This is a genomic window from Streptomyces bathyalis (genome assembly GCF_015910445.1).
In the GTDB taxonomy this organism is placed as follows: Bacteria; Actinomycetota; Actinomycetes; order Streptomycetales; family Streptomycetaceae; genus Streptomyces; species Streptomyces bathyalis.
Genome location: NZ_CP048882.1, coordinates 5,157,431 through 5,178,978, shown reverse-complemented (window position 1 = coordinate 5,178,978; position 21,548 = coordinate 5,157,431). Strand labels below are relative to the sequence as shown.

Below are 21,548 nucleotides of genomic sequence, written 5' to 3'. Positions count from 1 at the left end.
CCGTGCGCCGCGCACCCTCAGTCCTGGCCGCGCGGCACCCGCACGACACCCTCCTGGATCACCGACACCGCGAGCCGCCCGTCGCGGGTGTAGATCCGCCCGCTGCCGAGGCCGCGTCCGCCCTGGGAGGTCGGGCTGACCTGGTCGTACAGCAGCCACTCGTCCGCACGGAAGGGACGGTGGAACCACATCGCGTGGTCCAGGCTCGCCCCGACGACGTCACCGACCGCCCAGCCTCCGCGGCCGTGCGCCAGGAGCACCGAGTCCAGCAGCGTCATGTCGGAGACGTACGTGGCGAGGCAAATGTGCAGCGTCGGGTCGTCGAGCGCCCCGTCCAGCTTCCCGTTGGTGCGGAACCAGACCTGCGAGCGCGGTTCACGCGGCTCCCCCGCACTGGCGAACGGAGGCTCGCGCACGTACCGGAGATCGACGGCGGCACGCGCCTTCATCAGCCGCTGCGGCACGTCCGAGCCGCGGAAGAGCTCCGCGTACCGGGGCAGCATGTCCGCGGCCGTCGGCAGCGTCTCGGGATCGGGCGCCTCCGGCATCGGCTCCTGGTGCTCGAGCCCTTCCTCGTACGTCTGGAAGGAACTCGAGAGGTGGAAGATCGGCTGCCCGTGCTGGACGGCCACGACCCGGCGGGTGGTGAAGGAGCGTCCGTCCCGGATGCGGTCGACGGTGTAGACGATCGGTGCGCCCGGATCGCCGGGGCGGAGGAAGTAGGAGTGCAGGGAGTGCGGGAGACGCCCTTCGGGCACGGTCCGGCACGCGGCGACGAGTGCCTGCGCGGCGACCTGCCCGCCGAACACCCGCGGGACGACGGCCTCCCGGCTGTCGCCCCGGTAGATGTCCTGCTCGACCCGCTCCAGATCGAGCAGGTCGACCAGTGACGTCAGTTCGTTGCTCATGCCGGCGATTGTGCCCCTGGTGAGCTACCTGCGGTTACGGCGCAGATCACAATCCGGAGTGAAGCGTTCCGGATCACATCCGCCGGACCCGCGGCCACCGGACGCACCGTCACAGCCCCATCGACTTGGCCACGATCGAGCGCATGACCTCGCTGGTGCCGCCGTAGATGCGTGAGACGCGGGTGTCGGCGTACAGGTTGGCGATCGGGTACTCGAGCATGTAGCCGTAACCGCCGTGCAGTTGCAGGCACTTGTCGATGACGCGGGCAGCCAGCTCTGTGGTGAACAGCTTCGCAGAGGCGGCGTCCGCCGCCGTCAGCTCGTCCGCGTCCAGCGCCTCCAGGGCGCGGTCGCACACGGCCTGCATCGCGTCGACGTCGGCCTTGCAGTCGGCCAGCACGAACTTGGTGTTCTGGAACGAGGCCACCTCACGCCCGAAGACGGTCCGCTCGTTCACGTACTCGTGCGCGAACCGCACGGCGGCCGCCGACATGGCGTACGCGCCGATGGCTATGCCCAGCCGCTCCTGCGGCAGGTTGTGCGTGAGGTACGTGAACGCCTTGCCGGGCTCACCGAGCATGTCCTCGACGGGCACCTTGACGTCGGTGAAGGAGAGTTCGGCGGTGTCGGACGCGCGCAGGCCGAGCTTGTCGAGCTTCCTGCCGACCGCGTAGCCCTCGCTCTTGGCGTCGACGACGAGGATGGAGATGCCGCCGCGCCGGTCCTCGGGGTCGGCAGGCGAGGTACGGCAGCACACCAGGACGCGGTCGGCCTGGACCCCGCCGGTGATGAAGGTCTTGGCGCCGTTGAGCACATAGTGCTTGCCGTCCGACGAGAGCCTGGCCGTGGTCTTCATGCCCGCGAGGTCGGAGCCGGTGCCGGGCTCCGTCATGGCGATGGCGGTCATCATGTCGCCGGAGACGAAGGAGGGCAGCCAGCGCTGCTTCTGCTCCTCGGAGCCGTACTTGAGTATGTAGGGCAGGCACAGCGCGGTGTGGACGCTGGAGCCGCCGAAGCTGACGCCGGCCCGCGCGCACTCCTCGGTCAACACGGCGTTGAACTTGAAGCTCTTCTCGCCCGCGCCGCCGTACTCCTCGGGGACCTCGATGCCGAAGACGCCCAGCTCACCGAGCTTCTTGTAGAAGCTCCGCGGGACGTAGCCCTGTTCGGCCCATTCCGGATAGTGGGGTACGACCTCGGCCTGGATGAAGTCCCGGATGGTCTGACGGAACGCCTCGTGGTCCTCGCCGAATACCGTGCGTCGCACTGGCACGCCTCCTCATGTCCCGCTCTCTCGCGCACCGGGCCGAAACAGAGCCCGTACGGGCAGCCAGGCACCGGGCAGGATGCGTGCGCGTACGGACGTGACTCAGCTTGGCTAAGCGCTTGCTCAGTCAACAAGCTACCCACGAGTCAGGTGCGCTGTCCAGAGGTGGTACCAGCGGTGGTGCCCGCGGATCCGGCGCGCATGCGCCCGGGTTCCGCTTCGGCCGGAGCGGCGGCAAGGGCACCCCGCGCGAGCCGGTGCAGCAGGGCGGCCGTGGTCTCGCGGTCGGGCAGCGCGGACGAACCGCTCAGGTGGGGCGTGGAGTTGAGCAGACCGAAGACGGTGTGCACCGCGACCCGCGCCTCGAGCGACGTCAGCTCCGGATAGATGGCCCGCACGGCGTCGACCCACAGCTCGACGTACTGCCGTTGGAGCTTGCGCACCTGCTTTCGGTCGCTCTCGCGCAGCCTGTCCAGCTCACGGTCGTGGAGAGTGATCAGCGAGCGGTCGTCGAGCGCGAAGTCGATGTGCCCGGCGATCAGCGCGTCCAGGGCCGCCTCCGGGGTGAGCCCCGCGGCCGCCGACTCCTCCACCCGCATGCGGCCGCCCTCGTGCAGCCGTTCGCTGATGCCGACGAGGAGTTCGGCGAGCATGGCGTCCTTGCCCGCGAAGTGGCGGTAGAGACCGGGGCCGCTGATCCCGACGGCGGCTCCTATCTCGTCGACGCCGACGCCGTGGAAGCCGCGCTCGGCGAAGAGACGGGCGGCCTCGCGCAGGATCTGCTCGCGGCGGGTGGGGGTGGGCCCCGTCTGCGTGCTCATGAATCCATTCTAGACAGGAGGGTTAGCGAGCGTTAACCTTGAGGACGGTGGTTAATGGACGTTAACCACCGACGAGCAGTCGTGGAGCACGACACCGGGCACAGAGGCCGAGCACCGGTCGGCCACCGCTTCGGCCAACGCCACCGGGACCTGTGGCGGGCTGACGGTTGCGAGGACCGGGGTGCTCCGCGAGGCAGGCCGAAGTCATGAGCAGCCGCAGTCATGAGCAGAGGGCGAGGGGGCGCGAGGTGAGGCACGAGCAGCCGCAGTCGGCACCGGGGCGGGCAGCTGTCCCGCAGGCCGGGGGGATTCCCCCGGGCCAGGCCGGAGGGCCGGGGCCGGCGCTGGTCAGCAGCATCGACCCGGCGTCCGACGCCTGTCGGACGAACGAGGCCGCGCACCGCGAGCTGGCCTCACAGCTGCGGGAGAAGCTGGCCGCCGCCAGGCTGGGCGGCGGGGAGCGCGCCCGCGCGCGTCACACGGAGCGGGGCAAGCTCCTCCCGCGCGACCGGGTGGACGCGCTGCTCGACCCGGGCTCCCCCTTCCTCGAGATCGCCCCCCTGGCGGCCGAGGGGATGTACGGCGGTGCGGCGCCGGCGGCGGGCGTGATCGCCGGCATCGGGAGGGTCTCGGGGCGCGAGGTGGTCGTCGTCGCCAACGACGCCACGGTCAAGGGCGGCACCTACTACCCGATGACGGTGAAGAAGCATCTGCGCGCCCAGGAGATCGCCCTGGAGAACAGGCTTCCGTGCGTCTATCTGGTCGACTCGGGCGGCGCGTTCCTCCCGATGCAGGACGACGTCTTCCCCGACCGCGAGCACTTCGGCCGGATCTTCTACAACCAGGCGCGCATGTCGGGTGCGGGCATCCCGCAGATCGCGGCGGTCCTCGGCTCGTGCACGGCGGGCGGCGCGTACGTACCGGCGATGAGCGACGAAGCGGTGATCGTGCGCGGTCAGGGCACGATCTTCCTCGGCGGCCCGCCGCTGGTGAAGGCGGCCACCGGTGAGGTCGTCACGGCCGAGGAGCTCGGCGGCGGCGAGGTCCACAGCCGGGTCTCCGGTGTCACGGACCATCTCGCCGAGGACGACGCACATGCGCTGCGCATCGTGCGGCGCATCGCGGACACCCTGCCCGAGCGAGGCCCGCTGCCCTGGTCCGTCCGTGCTTCGGAGCCGCCTTCCGTCGACCCTTCGGGGCTCTACAGCGCGGTGCCCGTCGACTCGCGCACGCCCTACGACGTGCGCGAGGTGATCGCGCGTGTGGTCGACGGCTCCCGGTTCCAGGAGTTCAAGGCCGAGTTCGGGACGACACTGGTCACCGGATTCGCCCGTATCCACGGCCATCCGGTCGGCATCGTCGCCAACAACGGCATCCTCTTCTCCGAATCGGCCCAGAAGGGCGCCCACTTCATCGAGCTGTGCGACCAGCGCGGCATTCCCCTCCTCTTCCTGCAGAACATCTCCGGCTTCATGGTCGGACGCGACTACGAGGCGGGCGGTATCGCCAAGCACGGCGCGAAGATGGTGACGGCCGTGGCGTGCACGAGGGTGCCGAAGCTGACGGTGGTCGTGGGCGGTTCGTACGGCGCGGGGAACTACTCGATGTGCGGCCGTGCCTACAGTCCCCGCTTCCTGTGGATGTGGCCGAACGCGAAGATCTCCGTGATGGGCGGCGAGCAGGCCGCGGCCGTCCTGGCGACCGTCAAGCGTGACCAGATGGAGGCGCGCGGCGAGGAGTGGAGCACCGAGGAGGAGGCGGAGTTCCGCGCCCCCGTGCGTGCCCAGTACGAGGAGCAGGGCAACGCCTACTACGCGACGGCCCGGCTCTGGGACGACGGCGTGATCGACCCGCTGGAGACACGGACCGTGCTGGGCCTCGCGCTCACCGCGTGCGCCAACGCACCGCTGCCGGCGAAGGATTCCGGGGAGCCGGGCTTCGGCGTCTTCCGTATGTGAGGGGCTGCATCGTGAGGATTGGGACTGTGACGATGTTCGACACCGTGCTGGTTGCCAACCGCGGCGAGATCGCGGTGCGGGTGATCCGCACCCTGCGGCAGCTGGGCATCACCTCCGTCGCCGTCTACAGCGACGCTGACGCCGAAGCACGCCATGTGCGGGAGGCAGACAAGGCGGTGCGCATCGGCCCGGCGCAGGCCGCCGCCAGCTATCTGTCGGCGGAGCGGCTCCTGGAGGCCGCGGAGCGCAGCGGCGCCCAGGCGGTCCACCCGGGCTACGGCTTCCTCGCGGAGAACGCGCCGTTCGCGCAGGCCTGTTCGGAGGCCGGGCTGGTCTTCGTGGGCCCGCCCGCGACAGCCATCGACCTGATGGGCGACAAGATCCGCGCCAAGGAGACAGTGCGGGCAGCGGGCGTCCCCGTGGTGCCGGGCTCGTCCGGATCGGGTCTCGACGACTCCGAACTGGCCGCCGCCGCACGGGAGATCGGCATGCCCGTGCTCCTGAAGCCGTCAGCGGGCGGCGGCGGCAAGGGCATGCGGCTGGTGCGGGACGAGGCGGCGCTGGCGGAGGAGATCGCGGCGGCGAGGCGTGAGGCTCTCGGGTCCTTCGGCGACGACACGCTGCTGGTGGAGCGCTGGATCGACTCACCTCGCCACATCGAGATCCAGGTCCTCGCGGACGGGCACGGCAACGTGGTGCACCTGGGCGAGCGCGAGTGCTCCCTCCAGCGCCGCCACCAGAAGATCATCGAGGAGGCGCCGAGCCCGCTGCTGGATGAGGCGACGCGCACGGCGATGGGCAAGGCCGCCGTCGAGGCCGCCCGCTCCTGCGGGTACCGGGGCGCCGGCACGGTGGAGTTCATCGTCCCGGGCGGCGAGCAGGCGCCGCGCGACGGCGGTACCCCGCGCCCGTACTACTTCATGGAGATGAACACCCGTCTCCAGGTCGAGCATCCCGTGACGGAAATGATCACGGGCGTGGACCTGGTCGAGTGGCAGCTGCGGGTCGCGGCGGGAGAACGACTGCCGTTCGGCCAGGCCGGCATCGGCCTCAGTGGCCACGCGGTCGAGGCGCGCATCTGCGCCGAGACGGCCCTCGTCCAGGCCACGCCGGGCGGAGCCGGCGGCGCGTCCGGTCCGGAAGGCGGCAGGGTGGACTTCCTGCCCTCGGCGGGCACGGTGCTGCTGCTCCGGGAAGCGGAAGGCCTGGGCGTACGAACGGACTCGGGGCTGCTTCCCGGCACCGAGGTCGGGACGACGTACGACCCGATGCTGGCCAAGGTCATCGCCCACGGCCCGGACCGGCCCACCGCTCTGCGCAGGCTGCGCGCCGCGCTCGCCGAGACGACCGTGCTCGGCGTGGAGACCAATACCGGCTTCCTCCGGCGGCTGCTCGGCCACCCCGACGTGGCCACGGGCGCTCTCGACACCGGTCTGGTGGACCGCGCCGCGGCGTCGCTGGTGCCGCGGCACATTCCGGAAGAGGTCTACGCAGCGGCCGCGCTGCTGCGCCAGGCGGCACTGGAGCCACGGGCCGCGGAGTCGGGATGGACCGATCCGTTCTCGATGCCCTCGGGATGGCGCCTCGGCGGTGAACCGGCCTGGACCGTGCACCACTTGAAGGTGCCCGGGCACGACCCGGTCGTCGTCCGCGTCGGGGGCAACTCCCCCGCTGATCACCTCGACGGCGTGCAGATCCGTGTCGGCGACGGCGAGGCCCGCGCGGCCCGGCTGCGCGAAGGGTCCGGAACACACGGCCTGCTCGTCGAGTGGGGCGGGATCACTTTCCAACTGGCCCACGTCTCTTCCGAATCGGGCCACTGGCTGGGCCGCGACGGCGACAGCTGGCACGTACAGGACCACGATCCGGTGGCGGCCGCCCTCCGCGGCGGTGCGGGAGCTCACGGCGCCGACGCCCTGACCGCACCCATGCCCGGCACGGTGACGGTGGTCAAGGCCGCCGCCGGCGACAAGGTCACCGCGGGCCAGAGCCTGCTCGTCGTCGAGGCGATGAAGATGGAGCACGTCATCACCGCCCCCTACGACGGCACGGTCACCGAGCTGGACGTCATGGCGGGGAGCACCGTGGCCATGGATCAGGTGCTCGCCGTCGTGGAGCCCCATCCCGCGGCGGACGGCACCGAGGAGAAGGAGGCGGAGGCGTGATCGAGGGTCTGCCCATGCGCTTCGGCGACGACGGGCTTCCACCGAAGGTACGGATCCACGAAGTGGGGCCGCGCGACGGCTTGCAGAACGAGCAGGCGACGGTCCCCGTCGAGGTGAAGTCCGAGTTCATCCACCGGCTGCGCGAGGCGGGGCTGGAGACCATCGAGGCGACGAGCTTCGTGCACCCCAAGTGGGTCCCCCAACTCGCCGACGCCGAAGAGCTGATGCCGCTGCTCGCCGACCTTCCGGGCGACCTCCGGCTTCCGGTGCTGGTGCCCAACGCACGTGGCCTGGACCGTGCCGTCGCCCACGGCTGCCGGCACATCGCCGTCTTCGCGAGCGCCACCGAGTCCTTCGCCAGGGCCAACCTCAACCGGTCCCTGGAGGAATCACTGGCGATGTTCGAGCCGGTGGTCACGCGGGCCAAGGCCGAGGAGCAGTGGGTCCGCGGCTATGTCTCCATGTGCTTCGGCGACCCGTGGGAGGGCCCCGTCCCGCCCGCTCAGGTGGTCAAGGTCTGCCGCGCGCTGCTCGACATGGGCTGCGACGAGCTGAGCCTGGGCGACACCATCGGCGTCGCCACGCCAGGTCATGTCACGGCGCTGCTCCGCGAGTTGACCACCGCGGGAGTGCCCGCGGCCCGGATCGCGGTCCACTTCCACGACACCTACGGTCAGGCGTTGTCCAACACGCTCACCGCGCTCCGGCACGGGGTGACCACCGTCGACGCCTCCGCGGGCGGCCTCGGCGGCTGCCCGTACGCCAAGAGCGCCACCGGCAATCTCGCCACCGAGGACCTCGTCTGGATGCTGCAGGGCCTGGGCATCGGGACCGGGGTCGATCTCGCCCGTCTGACGGCCACGAGCGGATGGATGGCGGACCGGCTGGGCCGCCCCAGCCCCTCACGCACCGTGCGAGCGCTCACCGGCGCGGACACGGATGCCGGCTCCCACCCGAACTCCCACAAGGAGCAGTGACCATCATGTCTCTCGACCACCGCCTCTCCTCCGAGCACGAGGAACTCCGCCGCACCGTCGAGGAGTTCGCGCAGAAGGCCGTCGCCCCGAAGATCGGCGAGTTCTACGAGCGGCACGAGTTCCCGTACGAGATCGTGCGCCAGATGGGCGAGATGGGTCTGTTCGGGCTGCCCTTCCCCGAGGAGTACGGCGGCATGGGCGGCGACTATCTCGCGCTCTGCCTCGCCCTGGAGGAGCTGGCCAGAGTCGACTCCTCGGTGGCCATCACCCTGGAGGCAGCCGTCTCCCTCGGCGCGATGCCCATCTTCCGCTTCGGCACCGAGGAGCAGAAGCGCGAGTGGCTGCCGCGTCTGTGCTCCGGCGAGATCATGGGCGCCTTCGGCCTGACCGAACCGGACTTCGGCTCCGACGCGGGCGGTACGCGCACCACCGCCGTGCGGGACGCGAAGACCGGAGAGTGGGTGATCAACGGCACGAAGAGCTTCATCACCAACTCCGGCACGGACATCACCGGTCTGGTCACCGTCACCGCCGTCACCGGCCGCAAGGACGACGGCGCACCCCTCATCTCGAGCTTCATCGTGCCGTCCGGCACCCCCGGATTCACGGTCGCCGCCCCGTACTCGAAGGTCGGCTGGAACGCGTCGGACACCCGCGAACTCTCCTTCTCCGACGTGCGCGTCCCGGAAGCGAACCTGGTCGGCGAGGAGGGCCGCGGCTACGCCCAGTTCCTGCGGATCCTCGACGAGGGCCGCATCGCGATCTCCGCGCTGGCCACGGGCCTCGCGCAGGGCTGCGTCGACGAATCCGTCGCGTACGCCAACAGCCGGCACGCCTTCGGCAAGCCGATCGGTGCCAACCAGGCCATCCAGTTCAAGCTGGCCGACATGGAGATGCGCGCGCACACGGCGCGGGTCGCCTGGCGCGACGCCGCGTCCCGCCTGATCCTCGGCGAGCCGTTCAAGAAGCAGGCGGCGCTGGCGAAGCTGTACTCCTCGGAGATCGCGGTCACCAACGCCCGCGAGGCGACGCAGATCCACGGCGGATACGGCTTCATGAACGAGTACCCGGTGGCCCGGATGTGGCGCGACTCGAAGATCCTGGAGATCGGCGAGGGCACCAGCGAGGTCCAGCGCATGCTGGTGGCCAGGGAGCTGGGCGTCGGATAGCCGCGAGACGGGCAGCCCGGAACCGCCGGTCACAGGACCCCCGGACTCGCCGCGCCCGGCCATGCACGGACGAGGCCCGCCTCCTCTCCTGTCAGGGGGAGGAGGCGGGCCTCGTCAGCAAACCGGCAAGGGGCACCCGCCCCCGGTCACTCCCCCTTCGCCGGCCAGGGCACCTGCGGCGAGCGCCAGTACTCCATGCCCAACTGCTCCCAGCGGGGCCCTTGTTGTGCGAGCCGTACCCGGTAGTCGTCCCAGTCGAGCGCCGAGGCGGGCGACCAGCCCAGCTCCGCGATCCCCGGAAGCCGCGGGAAGGCCATGAACTCGATGTGCTCGCTCTTCTCCAGCGTCTCCGACCACAGCGGCGCCTCGACCCCCATCACGGCGTCAGCGGGCGCACCCTGGATGTAGCTGCCGGGCTCCCAGCTGTAGGACTGCTCAGCCTCCACATAGCCGGCCCAGTGCAGCCCCAGCGGGGTGTCCTCGTTGTACTGCATGTCGAGGTAGGCACGGTTGGCCGGAGAAAGGATCAACCGCGTCCCCTTCTTCGCGGCCTCCACCACCTCGGGCTCGTCGGCCGCACCGTTCGTCCCCCAGTACTGAGCGACCGCACCGTTGGCGGGCTTCGCGCCGGTGAGCTGGTGCCAGCCGATCACGGTTTTCCCGTACTTCGCGACGATCTTCTGCGCCCGCTCCATGAAGGCGACATAGTCCTCGTGGCTGGTCGAGTGCGCCTCGTCCCCGCCGATGTGGAGATACCGGCCGGGAGTCATCGCGGCCAGCTCACGCACCACGTCGTCCACGAAGTCGTACGTCACATCGAGCGGTACGCACAGCGAGCTGAAGCCGACCTCGGTGCCGGTGTAGCGGGGCGGCGCGACGCCGTCGCAGTTGAGTTCGGCGTACGAGGCGAGCGCCGCGTTGGTGTGCCCGGGCATGTCGATCTCGGGCACGACGGTCATCTCGTGCTCTCCCGCGTACCGAAGGATCTCCCGGTAGTCGGCCTTGGTGTAGAAACCGCCGGGACCGCCACCCACCTCGGTCCCGCCGCCGTAGGTCGCGAGCCGCGGCCAGGAGTCGATGGCGATGCGCCACCCCTGGTCGTCGGAGAGATGCAGATGCAGCTTGTTGATCTTGTACATGGCGAGCTGGTCGACGTAGCGCTTGACCTCGTCGACGCTGAAGAAGTGCCGGGAGACGTCGAGCATCGCGCCGCGGTAGGAGTAGCGCGGCTTGTCGGTGACGGTGCCGCCGGCCACCTGCCACGGGCCGGGCTGCTCGGTGCGCGACTCGATCTGCGGCGGCAGCAGTTGACGCAGCGTCTGCATGCCGTGGAAGAGGCCCGCACCGGTCGGCGCGGATATCACGGCCGCCCGTGGTGAGACCTGAAGCCGGTACCCCTCCGCGCCCAGCTCGGACTTGCCCGACTTCCCTCCTCCGAGCCGGAGTTGGATGCCGTCGCGGCCGGGCTTCGCCGTGACGGGCAGCCGGTACCCGGTGGACGGGCGCAGCAGCGCGGCGAGTTGCTCCCCCACGCGGCGCGCTTCGCGGGAGGAGCCAGTCACGCGGATCACGGTCCGCTCCGTGACGGTGAATGGCCCGCCGCCCTCGTGTACCGATTCCGGCGCCGGCACCACCTGGTTCAGCGGTGTGGGCTGCCGCGCCTGACGTCCCGAGTCATCGTCGGCGGCAGCGGCGGGGCTGGTGAGGGATGCGGGAAGGACGGTTGCGAGGAGAGCGGCACACAGCAGCAGCGGCCGGATTCGTCTCACGAGCGGTCCCTTCGTGGGCGTCGTGCACGGGGGCGCGCGCAGCCTCGCTGCGTGGCCATGGCTTGTGCGTGGAGCAGACGAACGGACACACGTGTATCGCGCCGCTCACTCCGGGTCAAGGTGTAGACCACTCGCCGCCGGCCGCTCGCGCCCTTCCGCACCCCCTCAGCTGCGCTGCATCGTGCCGTCGACCAGAGGGCCGCAATTTGTGGCCTGTGAATCACACACAGTTATTCCAGCGACACGTGCCCGATATCGGGCAGGTTTCTTGCGTTCATCGCGCCGAGCCCTCAATATCAGAGGGTGCTGGAAGTGCGTACGCCGGTCCACGACGACCTCATCGACCATCTGGTCCGCACGACACCGCTCCACCGCGGTGAGGCGGCCCGGATCGTCATGGACGTCCTGGCGTACTTCGACGAGTCGACCGAGGAGTTCGTACGCCGACGCCACCGCGAGCTGCAGTCCCGAGGACAGAACAACGCGCAGATCTTCGCCCGCATCTCGTCCGAGCTGCCGCACCGCGCGGTGGCACCCCCGGATCTCTCGCTGCGGCAACTGCGCCGCATCGTCTACGGATGACGCACGGCGACGGCTGTCGCAGCACACGCACGACGGCTCGCGACTGACGGACGCGCCGGCGCCCGGCACACGACAACACGACGACCAGCCCACCACCAAGTGGAAACCGACGAGGAGAGGCAACAGCCAATATGTGCGGAATCGTGGGATATATCGGCCAACGCGAGGTTGCCCCGCTCCTGCTGGAGGGTCTGCAGCGGCTGGAGTACCGGGGATACGACTCCGCCGGCATCGCCATCCACAGCAGCGGCACGGGCAAGAACGCGGGTCTGAAGACGGCCAAGACCAAGGGCCGCGTCCGGGACCTGGAGGAGCGCGTACCGGCCCGCTTCGCCGGCACCACCGGCATCGCGCACACCCGCTGGGCCACGCACGGCGCTCCCAACGACATCAACGCCCACCCGCACCTCGACGCGGACGAGAAGGTCGCCGTCGTCCACAACGGCATCATCGACAACGCCTCGGAGCTGCGCGCCAAACTCACCGCCGACGGCATCACGTTCGTCTCCGAGACCGACACCGAGGTCCTCTGCCACCTCATCGCCCGCGCGCAGGCCGAACGCCTCGAGGCCAAGGTCCAGGAAGCACTGCGCATGGTCGAGGGCACCTACGGGATCGCCGTGCTGCACGCCGACTTCCCCGACCGCATCGTGGTGGCCCGCAACGGCTCGCCGGTCGTGCTGGGCATCGGAGAGCACGAGATGTTCGTCGCCTCCGACGTCGCCGCGCTCGTCTCCCACACCCGCCAGGTCGTCACGCTGGACGACGGCGAGATGGCCACGATCAAGGCCGACGACTACCGCACGTACACCACCGAGGGCTCCCGCACCTCGACCTCGCCCGAGACGGTGGAGTGGGCCGCCGAGTCCTACGACATGGGCGGCCACGACACCTACATGCACAAGGAGATCGCCGAGCAGGCCGACGCGGTCGACCGGGTGCTGCGCGGACGCATCGACGAGCGCTTCGCGACGGTGCACCTCGGCGGCCTCAATCTCGACGCCCGCGAGGCCCGGAGCATGCGCCGCGTGAAGATCCTCGGCTGCGGCTCCGCCTACCACGCGGGCATGATCGGCGCCCAGATGATCGAGGAGCTGGCGCGCGTACCCGCCGACGCGGAGCCCGCCAGCGAGTTCCGCTACCGCAACGCGGTCGTCGACCCGGACACCCTCTACATCGCGGTCAGCCAGTCCGGCGAGACCTACGACACCCTCGCCGCCGTGCAGGAGCTCAAGCGCAAGGGCGCACGCGTGCTGGGCGTGGTCAACGTCGTCGGCTCCGCGATCGCGCGCGAGACGGACGGCGGCGTGTACGTGCACGCGGGGCCCGAGGTCTGCGTCGTGTCCACCAAGTGCTTCACCAACACCGCGGTCGCGTTCGCGCTGCTCGCCCTGCACCTCGGCCGCATCCGCGACCTGTCGGTGGCCGACGGGAAGCGGATCATCGCCGGACTGCGGCGGCTCCCCGGGCAGATCGACGAGATCATGCGCGCGGAGGACGACATCAAGAAGCTCGCGGAGGACTACGCCCGGGCGAAGAGCATGATGTTCGTCGGCCGCGTGCGCGGCTATCCGGTGGCCCGCGAGGCGTCCTTGAAGCTGAAGGAGGTCTCGTACATCCACGCCGAGGCCTACCCGGCCTCCGAGCTCAAGCACGGGCCGCTCGCGCTGATCGAACCCGCGGTGCCGACGGTGGCGATCCTCCCGAACGACGAACTGCTCGACAAGAACCGGGCGACGCTGGAGGAGATCAAGGCCCGCAGCGGCAAGATCCTCGCGGTGGCGCACCAGGAGCAGGAGAAGGCGGACCACACGATCGTCGTGCCGCGCAACGAGGTCGAGCTGGACCCGGTGCTGATGGGCATTCCGCTTCAACTGCTCGCGTATCACACGGCGTTGGCGCTCGGCCGTGACATCGACAAGCCGCGCAACCTGGCGAAGTCCGTCACCGTCGAGTAGCGGCGGCGCACGCACGCGACAGCGGTGGGCGGAATCCCGCGCGGGCCACCAACCACGCGGGATTCCGCCTCCCCTTGCCGGCGTCGCCCATAACGCCGGCAGGTTGCCGTCCCACGGGACCGTCACCTCCCGTGCGACAGCACGCTGTTCATATGTGCAGTGACTCGTGCCCCCTATATGCCCCTCACAAGCGCACAATCCACATGCCGAGTTGAGGAGATTCAGCGCCGGACAAAAATTGAAGTCGCGCCGCACAGGGGACGATTGGGCACCGGCAGGCGGAGAAGCCGTTACGGAATCACCACGACCGGGCGCTCGGCCCGCCGCGCCAGCCGCCCGGCCACCGAGCCGAAGATCCGCCCCGCGAGACCGTGCGTCGAACCGACGACGATGGCGTCGGCTTCGTACTCGTGCCCGACCTCTTCAAGTTCGTGACAGATGTCGCCGCCTCGTTCGACGAGGATCCACGGAACCTCCGACAGGTGCTCCGCGCAGGCGAGTTCGAGGCCGAGCACCTCCGTGCGGTGGTCCGGCACGTCCACGAAGACGGGCGGCTCGCACCCCGCCCAGACCGTCGTCGGCAGCCTGTTGGCCACGTGGACGATGATCAGGCCCGAGCCGGACCTGTAGGCCATCCCGATCGCGTAAGCCAGGGCACGTTCACTGGACATGGACCCGTCGAAGCCCACCACGACTCCGTGCTGGAACGCCGGATCGCACGAGTGGCGTGCTTCTTCCGCCGCTTCATCGGTCGCACTGTGATCTGCGACCTGCTTGCGGTCCGCTGGTTCGGGGATCTCGTGTCCGGCCATCTGTGTCTCGGCGAAAGGAGTCCTCTGTGCGGAGGGAGCGGCGGTTGACTGTGAGCTTCCGTACGGGGAACGGGGATGCCGAGGGGCGCTGAGCGCCCGGAAGGATCCGGCCAAAGGTTCGCCCCAAGGCCCCTCTCCAGCCTCTTACCCGTAAGGGTACGACCAGACTCCCCCCTTGCCCAGGGGCGCTGGAAGGCACCGGCCGCGACTGGCTGACCCCGGAGCATGCCTGAGGGAGCAGCGTCACGCAACGCCCGGCCCCGCCCCTTACGCACAACAATCATCCGGACACGGTGAGTTACACCTCGGCGAGCTCCGCGTTATCCCTGCGTGCCCACTCAGACTCACCGACAGGGCGGAAGCCGCCGCCTTCCGTCCACCGCGCTCCGCTTCGACTTCCGCGCGCACCAGAACGACGACGACCAGGACCCGGAGGCGGAGTCCGCGGCCCGCGCCTCCGCCGCTGCCACGGGGCTGGTCCGCTGGGGCGCGTTCAGCTGTGCACTGGTCCCGCTCACGCTGCTGACCTGCGACGTCGCGCTGCCCACGGTCCTGGGCGTGGCTGCCGGACTCACCGTCGTCACGGTGGCGTGCGGGGTGCTGCTGCGCCTCTCCGAGCACGCGCACGCACAGCGGGACCTCGGCCGTTTCACCGCCGGCAGACCGGGCCCTCACCGGGGCCGCCACAGCCGGACCGGCACGGGTCTGCACCGGGGCGGACGGCACTGGGGAACCCCGGGTCAGCCGTAGCGGCTGAATTCACACCGGCGTACGCCGGTTCTCGGGGGCGCACGTTTGAGGGTTGTCCGAATCCCAGATGGGGCCCCCGTGTTTTTCGGCCAAATTTGTTCCTGGTCACGGCAGTTGAGCCCGCAACTTCACCACCCCTCGCCACCTGCGAGGAAAGGACCGACGGTCACGTGTGGCTCATACGGCGGCGGGGCAGGGACGGCATGCGCACTTCCCAGTGGCGTCACCGAATGGAACGCTTCGTGATCGAATGCTTCACGCCAAGTTGCCATGTCGACATAGCGTCGAGTGTCGAACTTGTCCCACCGGCCACGTCCGACACAGTAGATTCGATCTTGGCTTTCGCCGCGGGGGAAACGTGCAGGACCGAGAGGACGCGACGATTGAGGGGGGCTGACTTCCGGTGAGCGTTCCAAAGAGCCATCAGGACTCGACGAACGGCCCGGCGACGACCCGCAAGCTGGCCGCACGGCGGCGCCGAGAGATCGTGTCGGTACTGCTGTTCAGCGGAGGTCCCATCTTCGAGAGCTCCATACCGCTCTCCGTCTTCGGCATCGACCGCCAGGACGCCGGGGTCCCCCGCTATCGGCTTCTGGTGTGTGCGGGGGAGGACGGGCCGCTGCGTACGACCGGCGGGCTCCAACTGAGCGCTCCCTACGGGCTGGACGCACTGTCCCGAGCGGGCACCGTCGTCGTCCCGGCCTGGCGGTCGATCACCCAGCCGCCGCCTGCCGCGGCTCTGGACGCCCTTCGCAGGGCGCACGAGGAGGGGGCGCGCCTGGTCGGGCTGTGCACCGGGGCCTTCGTGCTCGCCGCCGCGGGGCTGCTGGACGGGCGACCCGCCACGACCCACTGGATGTACGCGCCGACGCTCGCCAAGCGCTACCCGTCCGTCCACGTCGACCCGCGCGAGCTGTTCGTCGACGACGGCGACATCCTCACCTCCGCCGGCACCGCGGCCGGCATCGACCTCTGCCTGCACGTCGTACGCACCGACCACGGGAGCGAGGCGGCCGGAGCCCTCGCCCGCCGCCTCGTGGTGCCTCCCCGACGCGGCAGCGGCGCGGAGGGAGGAGCCCATTCACGCCACCTGGACAGGTCTTTACCCGAGGAAATGGGCGCGGACCCGCTCGCCGAGGTCGTCGCGTGGGCGCTGGAACACCTCCACGAACAGTTCGACGTGGAGACGCTCGCCGCTCGTGCGTACATGTCCCGGAGAACCTTCGACCGGCGCTTCCGCTCCCTGACGGGCAGTGCACCCCTGCAGTGGCTGATCACCCAGCGCGTGCTCCAGGCTCAGAGGCTGCTGGAGACCTCCGACTACTCGGTCGACGAGGTCGCCGGGCGCTGCGGCTTCCGCTCTCCCGTCGCGCTGCGCGGCCACTTCCGTCGGCAGCTCGGCTCGTCGCCGGCCGCCTACCGGGCGGCCTACCGCATCAGGCGGCCGGAAGGAGCCAACGGGGGCAACGGTCACGGGGGCGACGACGGGGGTCCGGGCGGCGCAGAGGGAGGCGGCCGCGGCTCCGCGCCGATGCATCAGAGCGACGCGACGGTTTCCGGCGGCGTGGGCAACGGCGGCCATCACGGAATGCTGCACGCGGCCGGCCCCTACGCCTCACGCGACCTGCGTGACGCCCCCCGCGTCCACCGCGACTCCCGCCAGGAGGGCCCGGAGCCCGGCAAGCCCGAATCGGATGCCTGGGCCCCCAGAGTGCCGGGACAGCGGGGCCGCGGCTGACCGTGTGGACGTAGGGTGAAGCGCATGAATGACCGCATGGTGTGGATCGACTGCGAGATGACGGGCCTCTCGCTGTCCGACGACGCGCTCGTGGAGGTGGCCGCCCTGGTCACCGACTCCGAGCTGAACGTACTCGGGGAGGGCGTGGACGTCGTGATCCGTCCTCCGGCACGGGCGCTGGCCTCGATGCCGGAGATCGTGCGTGAGATGCACACCGCGTCGGGCCTGCTCGACGAGCTCGACGACGGCACGACCCTGGCCGATGCCGAGGCGCAGGTCCTGGAGTACGTGCGGAAATACGCGCCGGACGCGGGCAGGGCGCCGCTGTGCGGCAACTCGGTGGCCACCGACCGCGGCTTCCTCGCCCGAGACATGGCCGAACTGGAGGCGCACCTCCACTACCGCATCGTGGACGTGTCCTCGATAAAGGAGCTGGCACGCCGCTGGTACCCGCGCGCGTACTTCAACAGCCCGCCGAAGAACGGCAACCACCGCGCCCTCGCGGACATCCGCGAGTCCATCGCGGAGCTGCGCTACTACCGGGAGGCGGTCTTCGTACCCGCGCCCGGACCGGACGCCGACAGTGCGAAGAAGATCGCGGCCAAGCACGTGGTGCCGCCCGCCTCCTGAGGCCGGCGGCACGTCGGCGGCAGGGGCACCGCGCGAGCCCCACGGGGCCGTCGTCGCGCAGGAACCCGTGCGCGAGCACCCCGGCGCACCCTGTACACTCTTTCTCGGCCGGACGGAAGAGCGAGCCGGTCGTGGTGGATGTAGCTCAGCTGGTAGAGCACCTGGTTGTGGTCCAGGATGTCGCGGGTTCAAGTCCCGTCATTCACCCTCACTGATCAAGGCCCTCACCTGGGGAAACCGGGCGGGGGTCTTTTTCGTGCGCCGTGGGAAGCCTCGTGGTTCGCCGTCGGCGCCGACGGCCCCGCGCCGGGCGGCCGTTCGGGACGGGCGGACGGCGCCCCGTACAGCCGCGTGGGTGAGCGGTGCGACCGCTGGGGATGCGGCAGCCGCGAGGCGGACCGAGCCTGGTGGGAACGGACGGCGGTCCGGGGTGGCCCAGGGAGAGGACTCGATACCTATGGCAGGTCCACAAGACCCGAACGGCCCTCAGGACCCTCACAGTCCGCACGGCCGGCGCCGCCGGAACGGGGAGTCAGGGCAGTCCGGCCGTGAAGGCCAGGACCAGGGGTCCGGCGCCCAGGACGGCCCGTTCGAGACCTTCGACCCCACCAGGGGCTACTACACCCCTGCCGCCCGCTACCCCGACCCGTACCGCAATTCCGGGACGTACGTGCCCGAGAAGCGGACGAACGGCTTCGACCACGACCGTCCGCCCGGCGGCCGGGGACGCGTGAGCTTCGTGCGGCTGTGGGCGGGGGGCGTCGTCGTGGCGCTGGTGGCCGCGCTCGCGGCGGCGGTCGCGCTGCTGCTCGTACGTGGCGTGCTGGACATCCCCGTCTTCGCGCCCGAGGAGGAAGGCACGATGGAGCTGACCTCCACGGGGCAGCTCGCGCTGGGCTCCGCACTCGCCGCGCTGGCGGCCACCGCCGTGCTGCATCTGCTGGTGCTCGCGACGCCGCAGCCGGGGCGTTTCCTCGGCTGGATCATCGCGCTGGGCACGGCGGCCGTGATGCTGCTGCCCTTCACCTCCGACGCGAGCTGGGAGGCGAAGGCAGGCTCGGCGGGCGTCTATCTCGTGATCGGTGTCGTTGTCGGCACCCTGCTGTCGACGGTCGCGCGGACCGCCACCACCAACGGCGGGCGCCGCTGACGCCTGTGCGCTCTCGAGGCGTGGCAAGGCCCTCACCGGGACGCCTCTCCGGTGAGGGCCTCATGCTGGCCGGGCGGGATGCCTCGCGGTCTACGCGATACGGACTCCGTGCCGGGCCAGGTAGGTGACGGGGTCGACCTCGGTGCCGTAGCCCCGCTCCTTGCGTACTTCGAAGTGCAGATGGGGGCCGGTCGAGCGGCCGGTGTTGCCCGATTCACCGACCACGGTGTTCGCGCGGACGACGCGCCCCGACCGGACGGTGATCTTCGAGAGGTGTGCGAAGAGGACGTGCTTCCCGTCCTTCATGTGAACGATCACGGCTCTGCCGTACGCGCCTGCCTCCCCGGCGAGTTCCACCCTCCCGGTGCCGACGGACCGTACGGGGGTGCCTGTGGGGGCGGCGAAGTCGATGCCTGTGTGATGGCCGGCCGCCCACCCTCCGGGGACTCCCCACCGTTCGGATATTCGGGCGGCCTTCGTTATGGGTCGTGAGTAGGAGAACGCCGGCGTGCTGTGTGCATGTCGCTCGTGTCTTGGCGCCTGTTCGTGCCCGGCGCCGTCGGACGCCGGTGCCAGTGTGTGGGGCCGGCTGTTCACCGACGCCGAACCGGCGAAGCCGCATATGGATACGGCTGCCGCGAGCCCGCCGGTCAATATCCTCCTGACGATGCTGCCTGACTCTCGCCGCGTCTCAGGTGTCATACCTGGCAGCAAAAGTCACCCGCTGGGCGCCCGCACGCGGGAGTTGTCCGGAGGGGTGACGACCTCGGCTCTCCGTCACCCTCTGGGGTGAGGTCCGGGTGTGGCAGCGGGAACATGCCTCTGGCGCGGGCGGGACGGCCGGCCGGGCGGCTCGCTGACGGAGCCGTGTGACGGGGTCGGCCGGTCGCGGCGTTGCGCGCTGACCGGAAGAGACAGGGAAAGAAAGAGTGGGGCGCAGCGGGGTGTGGGGGGAAGGCGCTGCGCCCCACTCTCATCCGGGGGCCGGCCGCCGGGCGGCCGGCGCGTGCGGGACGTCAGCCGGTGAAGGCCTTGGCGAAGGCGTCAGGGCCCTGCTCGATGCTCGAACAGGTCGGGTCCGCCTGGTCCTTGGGGCCTCCGGGGCATTCCTTGTCCCTGGTGGCCGACCACATCGACAGCCAGCCAAGGTTCTTCTCGTCGGCGAACTTCTTCACCTCGGCCGCGTCATCCGTCTTGAAGATCTCGACGTTGACGTCGTTGACGCCGATCATCGGCGTGACGGCCACGGTCTTCCACGCCTTGGCGTCGTCATCGATGCCCAGGGCCGACTTGACCTGCTTCTGCGTGGCCGTTGCGGCGTCGATGGCGTACTTGCCCATGTCGCCGTCGTAGGCCGGTCCGTAGTCCATGGCCATGATGTTGACCGCCGAGACCTTCACGCCGTTCTTCTTGGCGTTCTCCAGCAGGCCGGTGCCGTCCTGTGTCAGTCCCTCGGGGAGCACCGGCAGGGTGAAGGAGACGTCCAAGTCCTTGTGCTTCTTCTGGAGTTGGGCGATCGCCTGGGCACGGCGCGTGTTGGCCTCGGTGTTGGGCAGCGCGGATCCCTCGATGTCGAAGTCGGCCTTCTTCAGGGCGAACGCCTCGATGACCTTGCCGTACGCCTCGGCCAGTTCACCGGCCGAGTTGCAGGCGAGGCCCAGTTCGGAACCGGCCGCACCGCCGAAGGAGACCCGCACGTCTCCGCCCTTGGCACGGAATTCCTCGATCTGCTTGGCCACGGCGTTGGAACCGAGGTCCTCGGTGCCGCCCCACTTGGGGGTGCAGCCGCCGCCGGAGGTGATGAAGGCCAGGTTGAACTCCTTCACGCCGGTCTTCTCGGAGCTCTTGAGAAGGTCGAAGGACGGCTGGAGCGAGGTGTCGACGTACGGCGCGAAACCGTCCGCCGCCGAGGGCTTCGCCTTGCTCCCGCCGTCACGGTGCTCTTCACCGGCGCTCGCGTTCCCGGCGAACGCGAAGGCCGAGCCGGCGACTGCCGCCGCGGCGGCGACGGCCACGGCGAGCTTCACTTTCCGGCTGCTCCGAGGGGGCTGTGCCGCAGGGTTGTTCGTCATCGTGGGGATGCCTCATCAGTGTGGGGGTGATGGTGCGGACCAGCAGCAAACTAGCGGGGCCGAGTCGGACAATTCCCCTGTTACGGACGGGAGTTGAAATACTTAGGCCGCGCTTAAGGGAGGGGAATGGTCCGGTTATGGAAAGGCCGAAGCCCCTCAGGGGAGCGGGAATCCCTGCGTACGGGGCGCGGGCCGGACGGGCGCGCCCGGGTGTTGGGGGCGAGGTGGGAGCGAGTCGCGCGAAGCGGCACGCAGGCGTGGGTGCGGCGGGGGCGTCGCAGGGGCATCGCCGCCCTCGGGGACACGACGGCGATCGTCTGCCTCGCAGCACGCGCCCCCACGCGGATCGGCGTCGTGCCGCGATCAAGGCGTCCCGCACACCGACGCCGGCCGCGACCAGGAGACCCGAGCCGTGAAACGAGGGCGGCGCGCCGCGAGCCGCGCAGGTCGCACGAGTCCAGACCTCGGGGGCACCCCGCTCCCGCGAACCGGGCCGCCACCCAGGCCAGTTGGGCGACTGCCACATCCCGCGTACCGACGCCGTCCGCGACGACGCGAGCCGAGCGGCGAGGCGGTGCGACGTGGCGAGGCAGGTGCGACGCGGCGATTCGCCCACCCAGGCCGGTTGAACGGCCACTGCATTCCGCCCACCGCCGCCGAGCGCGACCAGCGACCCGGTAGCGAGTGAGTACGGCACGGCGATCCGCATGCGGCGACGCACAAAGGCGCCGAGCGAGCTCCCCTCGCACTGGCTCAACCGCCCATCCACCCACGCCAGTTGGCCGACCACCACCACCGCAGTGGCAACCCCCGCCGCCGGAG

17 protein-coding genes and 1 tRNA gene are annotated in these 21,548 nt (G+C 70.3%); 11 read left to right on the top strand and 7 right to left on the bottom strand.

Going from position 1 to position 21,548, the window contains the following annotated elements:
* Positions 1-17: 17 nt before the first annotated feature.
* The 3 genes from tesB to G4Z16_RS22530 form a co-directional block, all read right to left on the bottom strand.
* On the bottom strand, positions 18-908 hold the full coding sequence (gene tesB / locus G4Z16_RS22540; RefSeq protein WP_197352500.1) for an acyl-CoA thioesterase II: 891 nt from the start codon (positions 906-908) through the stop codon (positions 18-20).
* Between the two features lie 109 nt (positions 909-1,017).
* The gene (locus G4Z16_RS22535; RefSeq protein WP_197352499.1) at positions 1,018-2,175 is read right to left on the bottom strand and encodes an acyl-CoA dehydrogenase family protein; all 1,158 of its coding nucleotides are present in this window, start codon (positions 2,173-2,175) and stop codon (positions 1,018-1,020) included.
* Between the two features lie 146 nt (positions 2,176-2,321).
* Positions 2,322-2,996 carry an SACE_7040 family transcriptional regulator gene (locus G4Z16_RS22530; protein ID WP_197352498.1) on the bottom strand — a complete coding sequence of 225 codons (675 nt, stop codon included), beginning with the start codon at positions 2,994-2,996 and terminating at the stop codon, positions 2,322-2,324.
* A gap of 206 nt (positions 2,997-3,202) precedes the next feature.
* Here G4Z16_RS22530 and G4Z16_RS22525 point away from each other — a divergent pair, with 206 nt between their 5' ends.
* The 4 genes from G4Z16_RS22525 to G4Z16_RS22510 are packed head-to-tail and all read left to right on the top strand — an operon-like array spanning position 3,203 to position 9,265.
* Complete coding sequence (locus G4Z16_RS22525) at positions 3,203-4,954, top strand: carboxyl transferase domain-containing protein (protein WP_425508105.1); 1,752 nt, start codon at positions 3,203-3,205, stop codon at positions 4,952-4,954.
* 32 nt (positions 4,955-4,986) lie between these two features.
* Positions 4,987-7,119 (top strand): acetyl/propionyl/methylcrotonyl-CoA carboxylase subunit alpha, encoded by a 2,133-nt coding sequence (locus G4Z16_RS22520; protein ID WP_197354834.1) that lies wholly within the window; start codon positions 4,987-4,989, stop codon positions 7,117-7,119.
* Complete coding sequence (locus G4Z16_RS22515) at positions 7,116-8,096, top strand: hydroxymethylglutaryl-CoA lyase (protein ID WP_425508104.1); 981 nt, start codon at positions 7,116-7,118, stop codon at positions 8,094-8,096. Before G4Z16_RS22520 ends, G4Z16_RS22515 begins: the two co-directional genes overlap by 4 nt.
* Positions 8,097-8,101: 5 nt before the next feature.
* Positions 8,102-9,265: an acyl-CoA dehydrogenase family protein gene (locus G4Z16_RS22510; protein ID WP_197352497.1), complete on the top strand. Its 1,164-nt coding sequence runs from the start codon at positions 8,102-8,104 to the stop codon at positions 9,263-9,265.
* 146 nt (positions 9,266-9,411) lie between these two features.
* Here G4Z16_RS22510 and G4Z16_RS22505 read toward each other — a convergent pair whose 3' ends face one another.
* The gene (locus G4Z16_RS22505) at positions 9,412-11,034 is read right to left on the bottom strand and encodes a beta-N-acetylhexosaminidase (RefSeq protein ID WP_197352496.1); all 1,623 of its coding nucleotides are present in this window, start codon (positions 11,032-11,034) and stop codon (positions 9,412-9,414) included.
* 303 nt (positions 11,035-11,337) lie between these two features.
* Between G4Z16_RS22505 and G4Z16_RS22500 the strand changes: the two genes are divergently transcribed.
* Positions 11,338-11,616: a hypothetical protein gene (locus G4Z16_RS22500; RefSeq protein ID WP_197352495.1), complete on the top strand. Its 279-nt coding sequence runs from the start codon at positions 11,338-11,340 to the stop codon at positions 11,614-11,616.
* A 131-nt stretch (positions 11,617-11,747) separates the two neighbouring features.
* On the top strand, positions 11,748-13,574 hold the full coding sequence (glmS, locus tag G4Z16_RS22495; protein WP_197352494.1) for a glutamine--fructose-6-phosphate transaminase (isomerizing): 1,827 nt from the start codon (positions 11,748-11,750) through the stop codon (positions 13,572-13,574).
* Positions 13,575-13,864: 290 nt separating this feature from the next.
* Here the strand turns inward: glmS and G4Z16_RS22490 are convergent, their stop codons facing one another.
* Complete coding sequence (locus G4Z16_RS22490) at positions 13,865-14,386, bottom strand: universal stress protein (RefSeq protein WP_055485117.1); 522 nt, start codon at positions 14,384-14,386, stop codon at positions 13,865-13,867.
* 330 nt (positions 14,387-14,716) lie between these two features.
* Between G4Z16_RS22490 and G4Z16_RS22485 the strand changes: the two genes are divergently transcribed.
* The 5 genes from G4Z16_RS22485 (at position 14,717) to G4Z16_RS22465 (ending at position 18,654) form a co-directional block, all read left to right on the top strand.
* Entirely contained in the window at positions 14,717-15,136 is a 420-nt protein-coding gene (locus tag G4Z16_RS22485) for a hypothetical protein (RefSeq protein ID WP_343070888.1), read from the top strand.
* A 403-nt stretch (positions 15,137-15,539) separates the two neighbouring features.
* Complete coding sequence (locus G4Z16_RS22480) at positions 15,540-16,874, top strand: helix-turn-helix domain-containing protein (protein ID WP_197352493.1); 1,335 nt, start codon at positions 15,540-15,542, stop codon at positions 16,872-16,874.
* 24 nt (positions 16,875-16,898) lie between these two features.
* Entirely contained in the window at positions 16,899-17,504 is a 606-nt protein-coding gene (gene orn / locus G4Z16_RS22475) for an oligoribonuclease (RefSeq protein ID WP_197352492.1), read from the top strand.
* Positions 17,505-17,638: 134 nt separating this feature from the next.
* Positions 17,639-17,711, top strand: a tRNA-His gene (locus G4Z16_RS22470).
* A 250-nt stretch (positions 17,712-17,961) separates the two neighbouring features.
* A complete protein-coding gene (locus G4Z16_RS22465; protein ID WP_197352491.1) occupies positions 17,962-18,654 on the top strand; it encodes a DUF6069 family protein in 693 nt (230 codons plus the stop codon).
* Positions 18,655-18,744: 90 nt separating this feature from the next.
* Here G4Z16_RS22465 and G4Z16_RS22460 read toward each other — a convergent pair whose 3' ends face one another.
* Both G4Z16_RS22460 and G4Z16_RS22455 read right to left on the bottom strand, forming a co-directional pair.
* Positions 18,745-19,356, bottom strand: coding sequence for a M23 family metallopeptidase (locus tag G4Z16_RS22460; RefSeq protein ID WP_197352490.1), 612 nt, complete (start codon positions 19,354-19,356; stop codon positions 18,745-18,747).
* A gap of 314 nt (positions 19,357-19,670) precedes the next feature.
* The gene (locus G4Z16_RS22455) at positions 19,671-20,726 is read right to left on the bottom strand and encodes a chitinase (RefSeq protein ID WP_197352489.1); all 1,056 of its coding nucleotides are present in this window, start codon (positions 20,724-20,726) and stop codon (positions 19,671-19,673) included.
* Positions 20,727-21,548 lie beyond the last annotated feature (822 nt).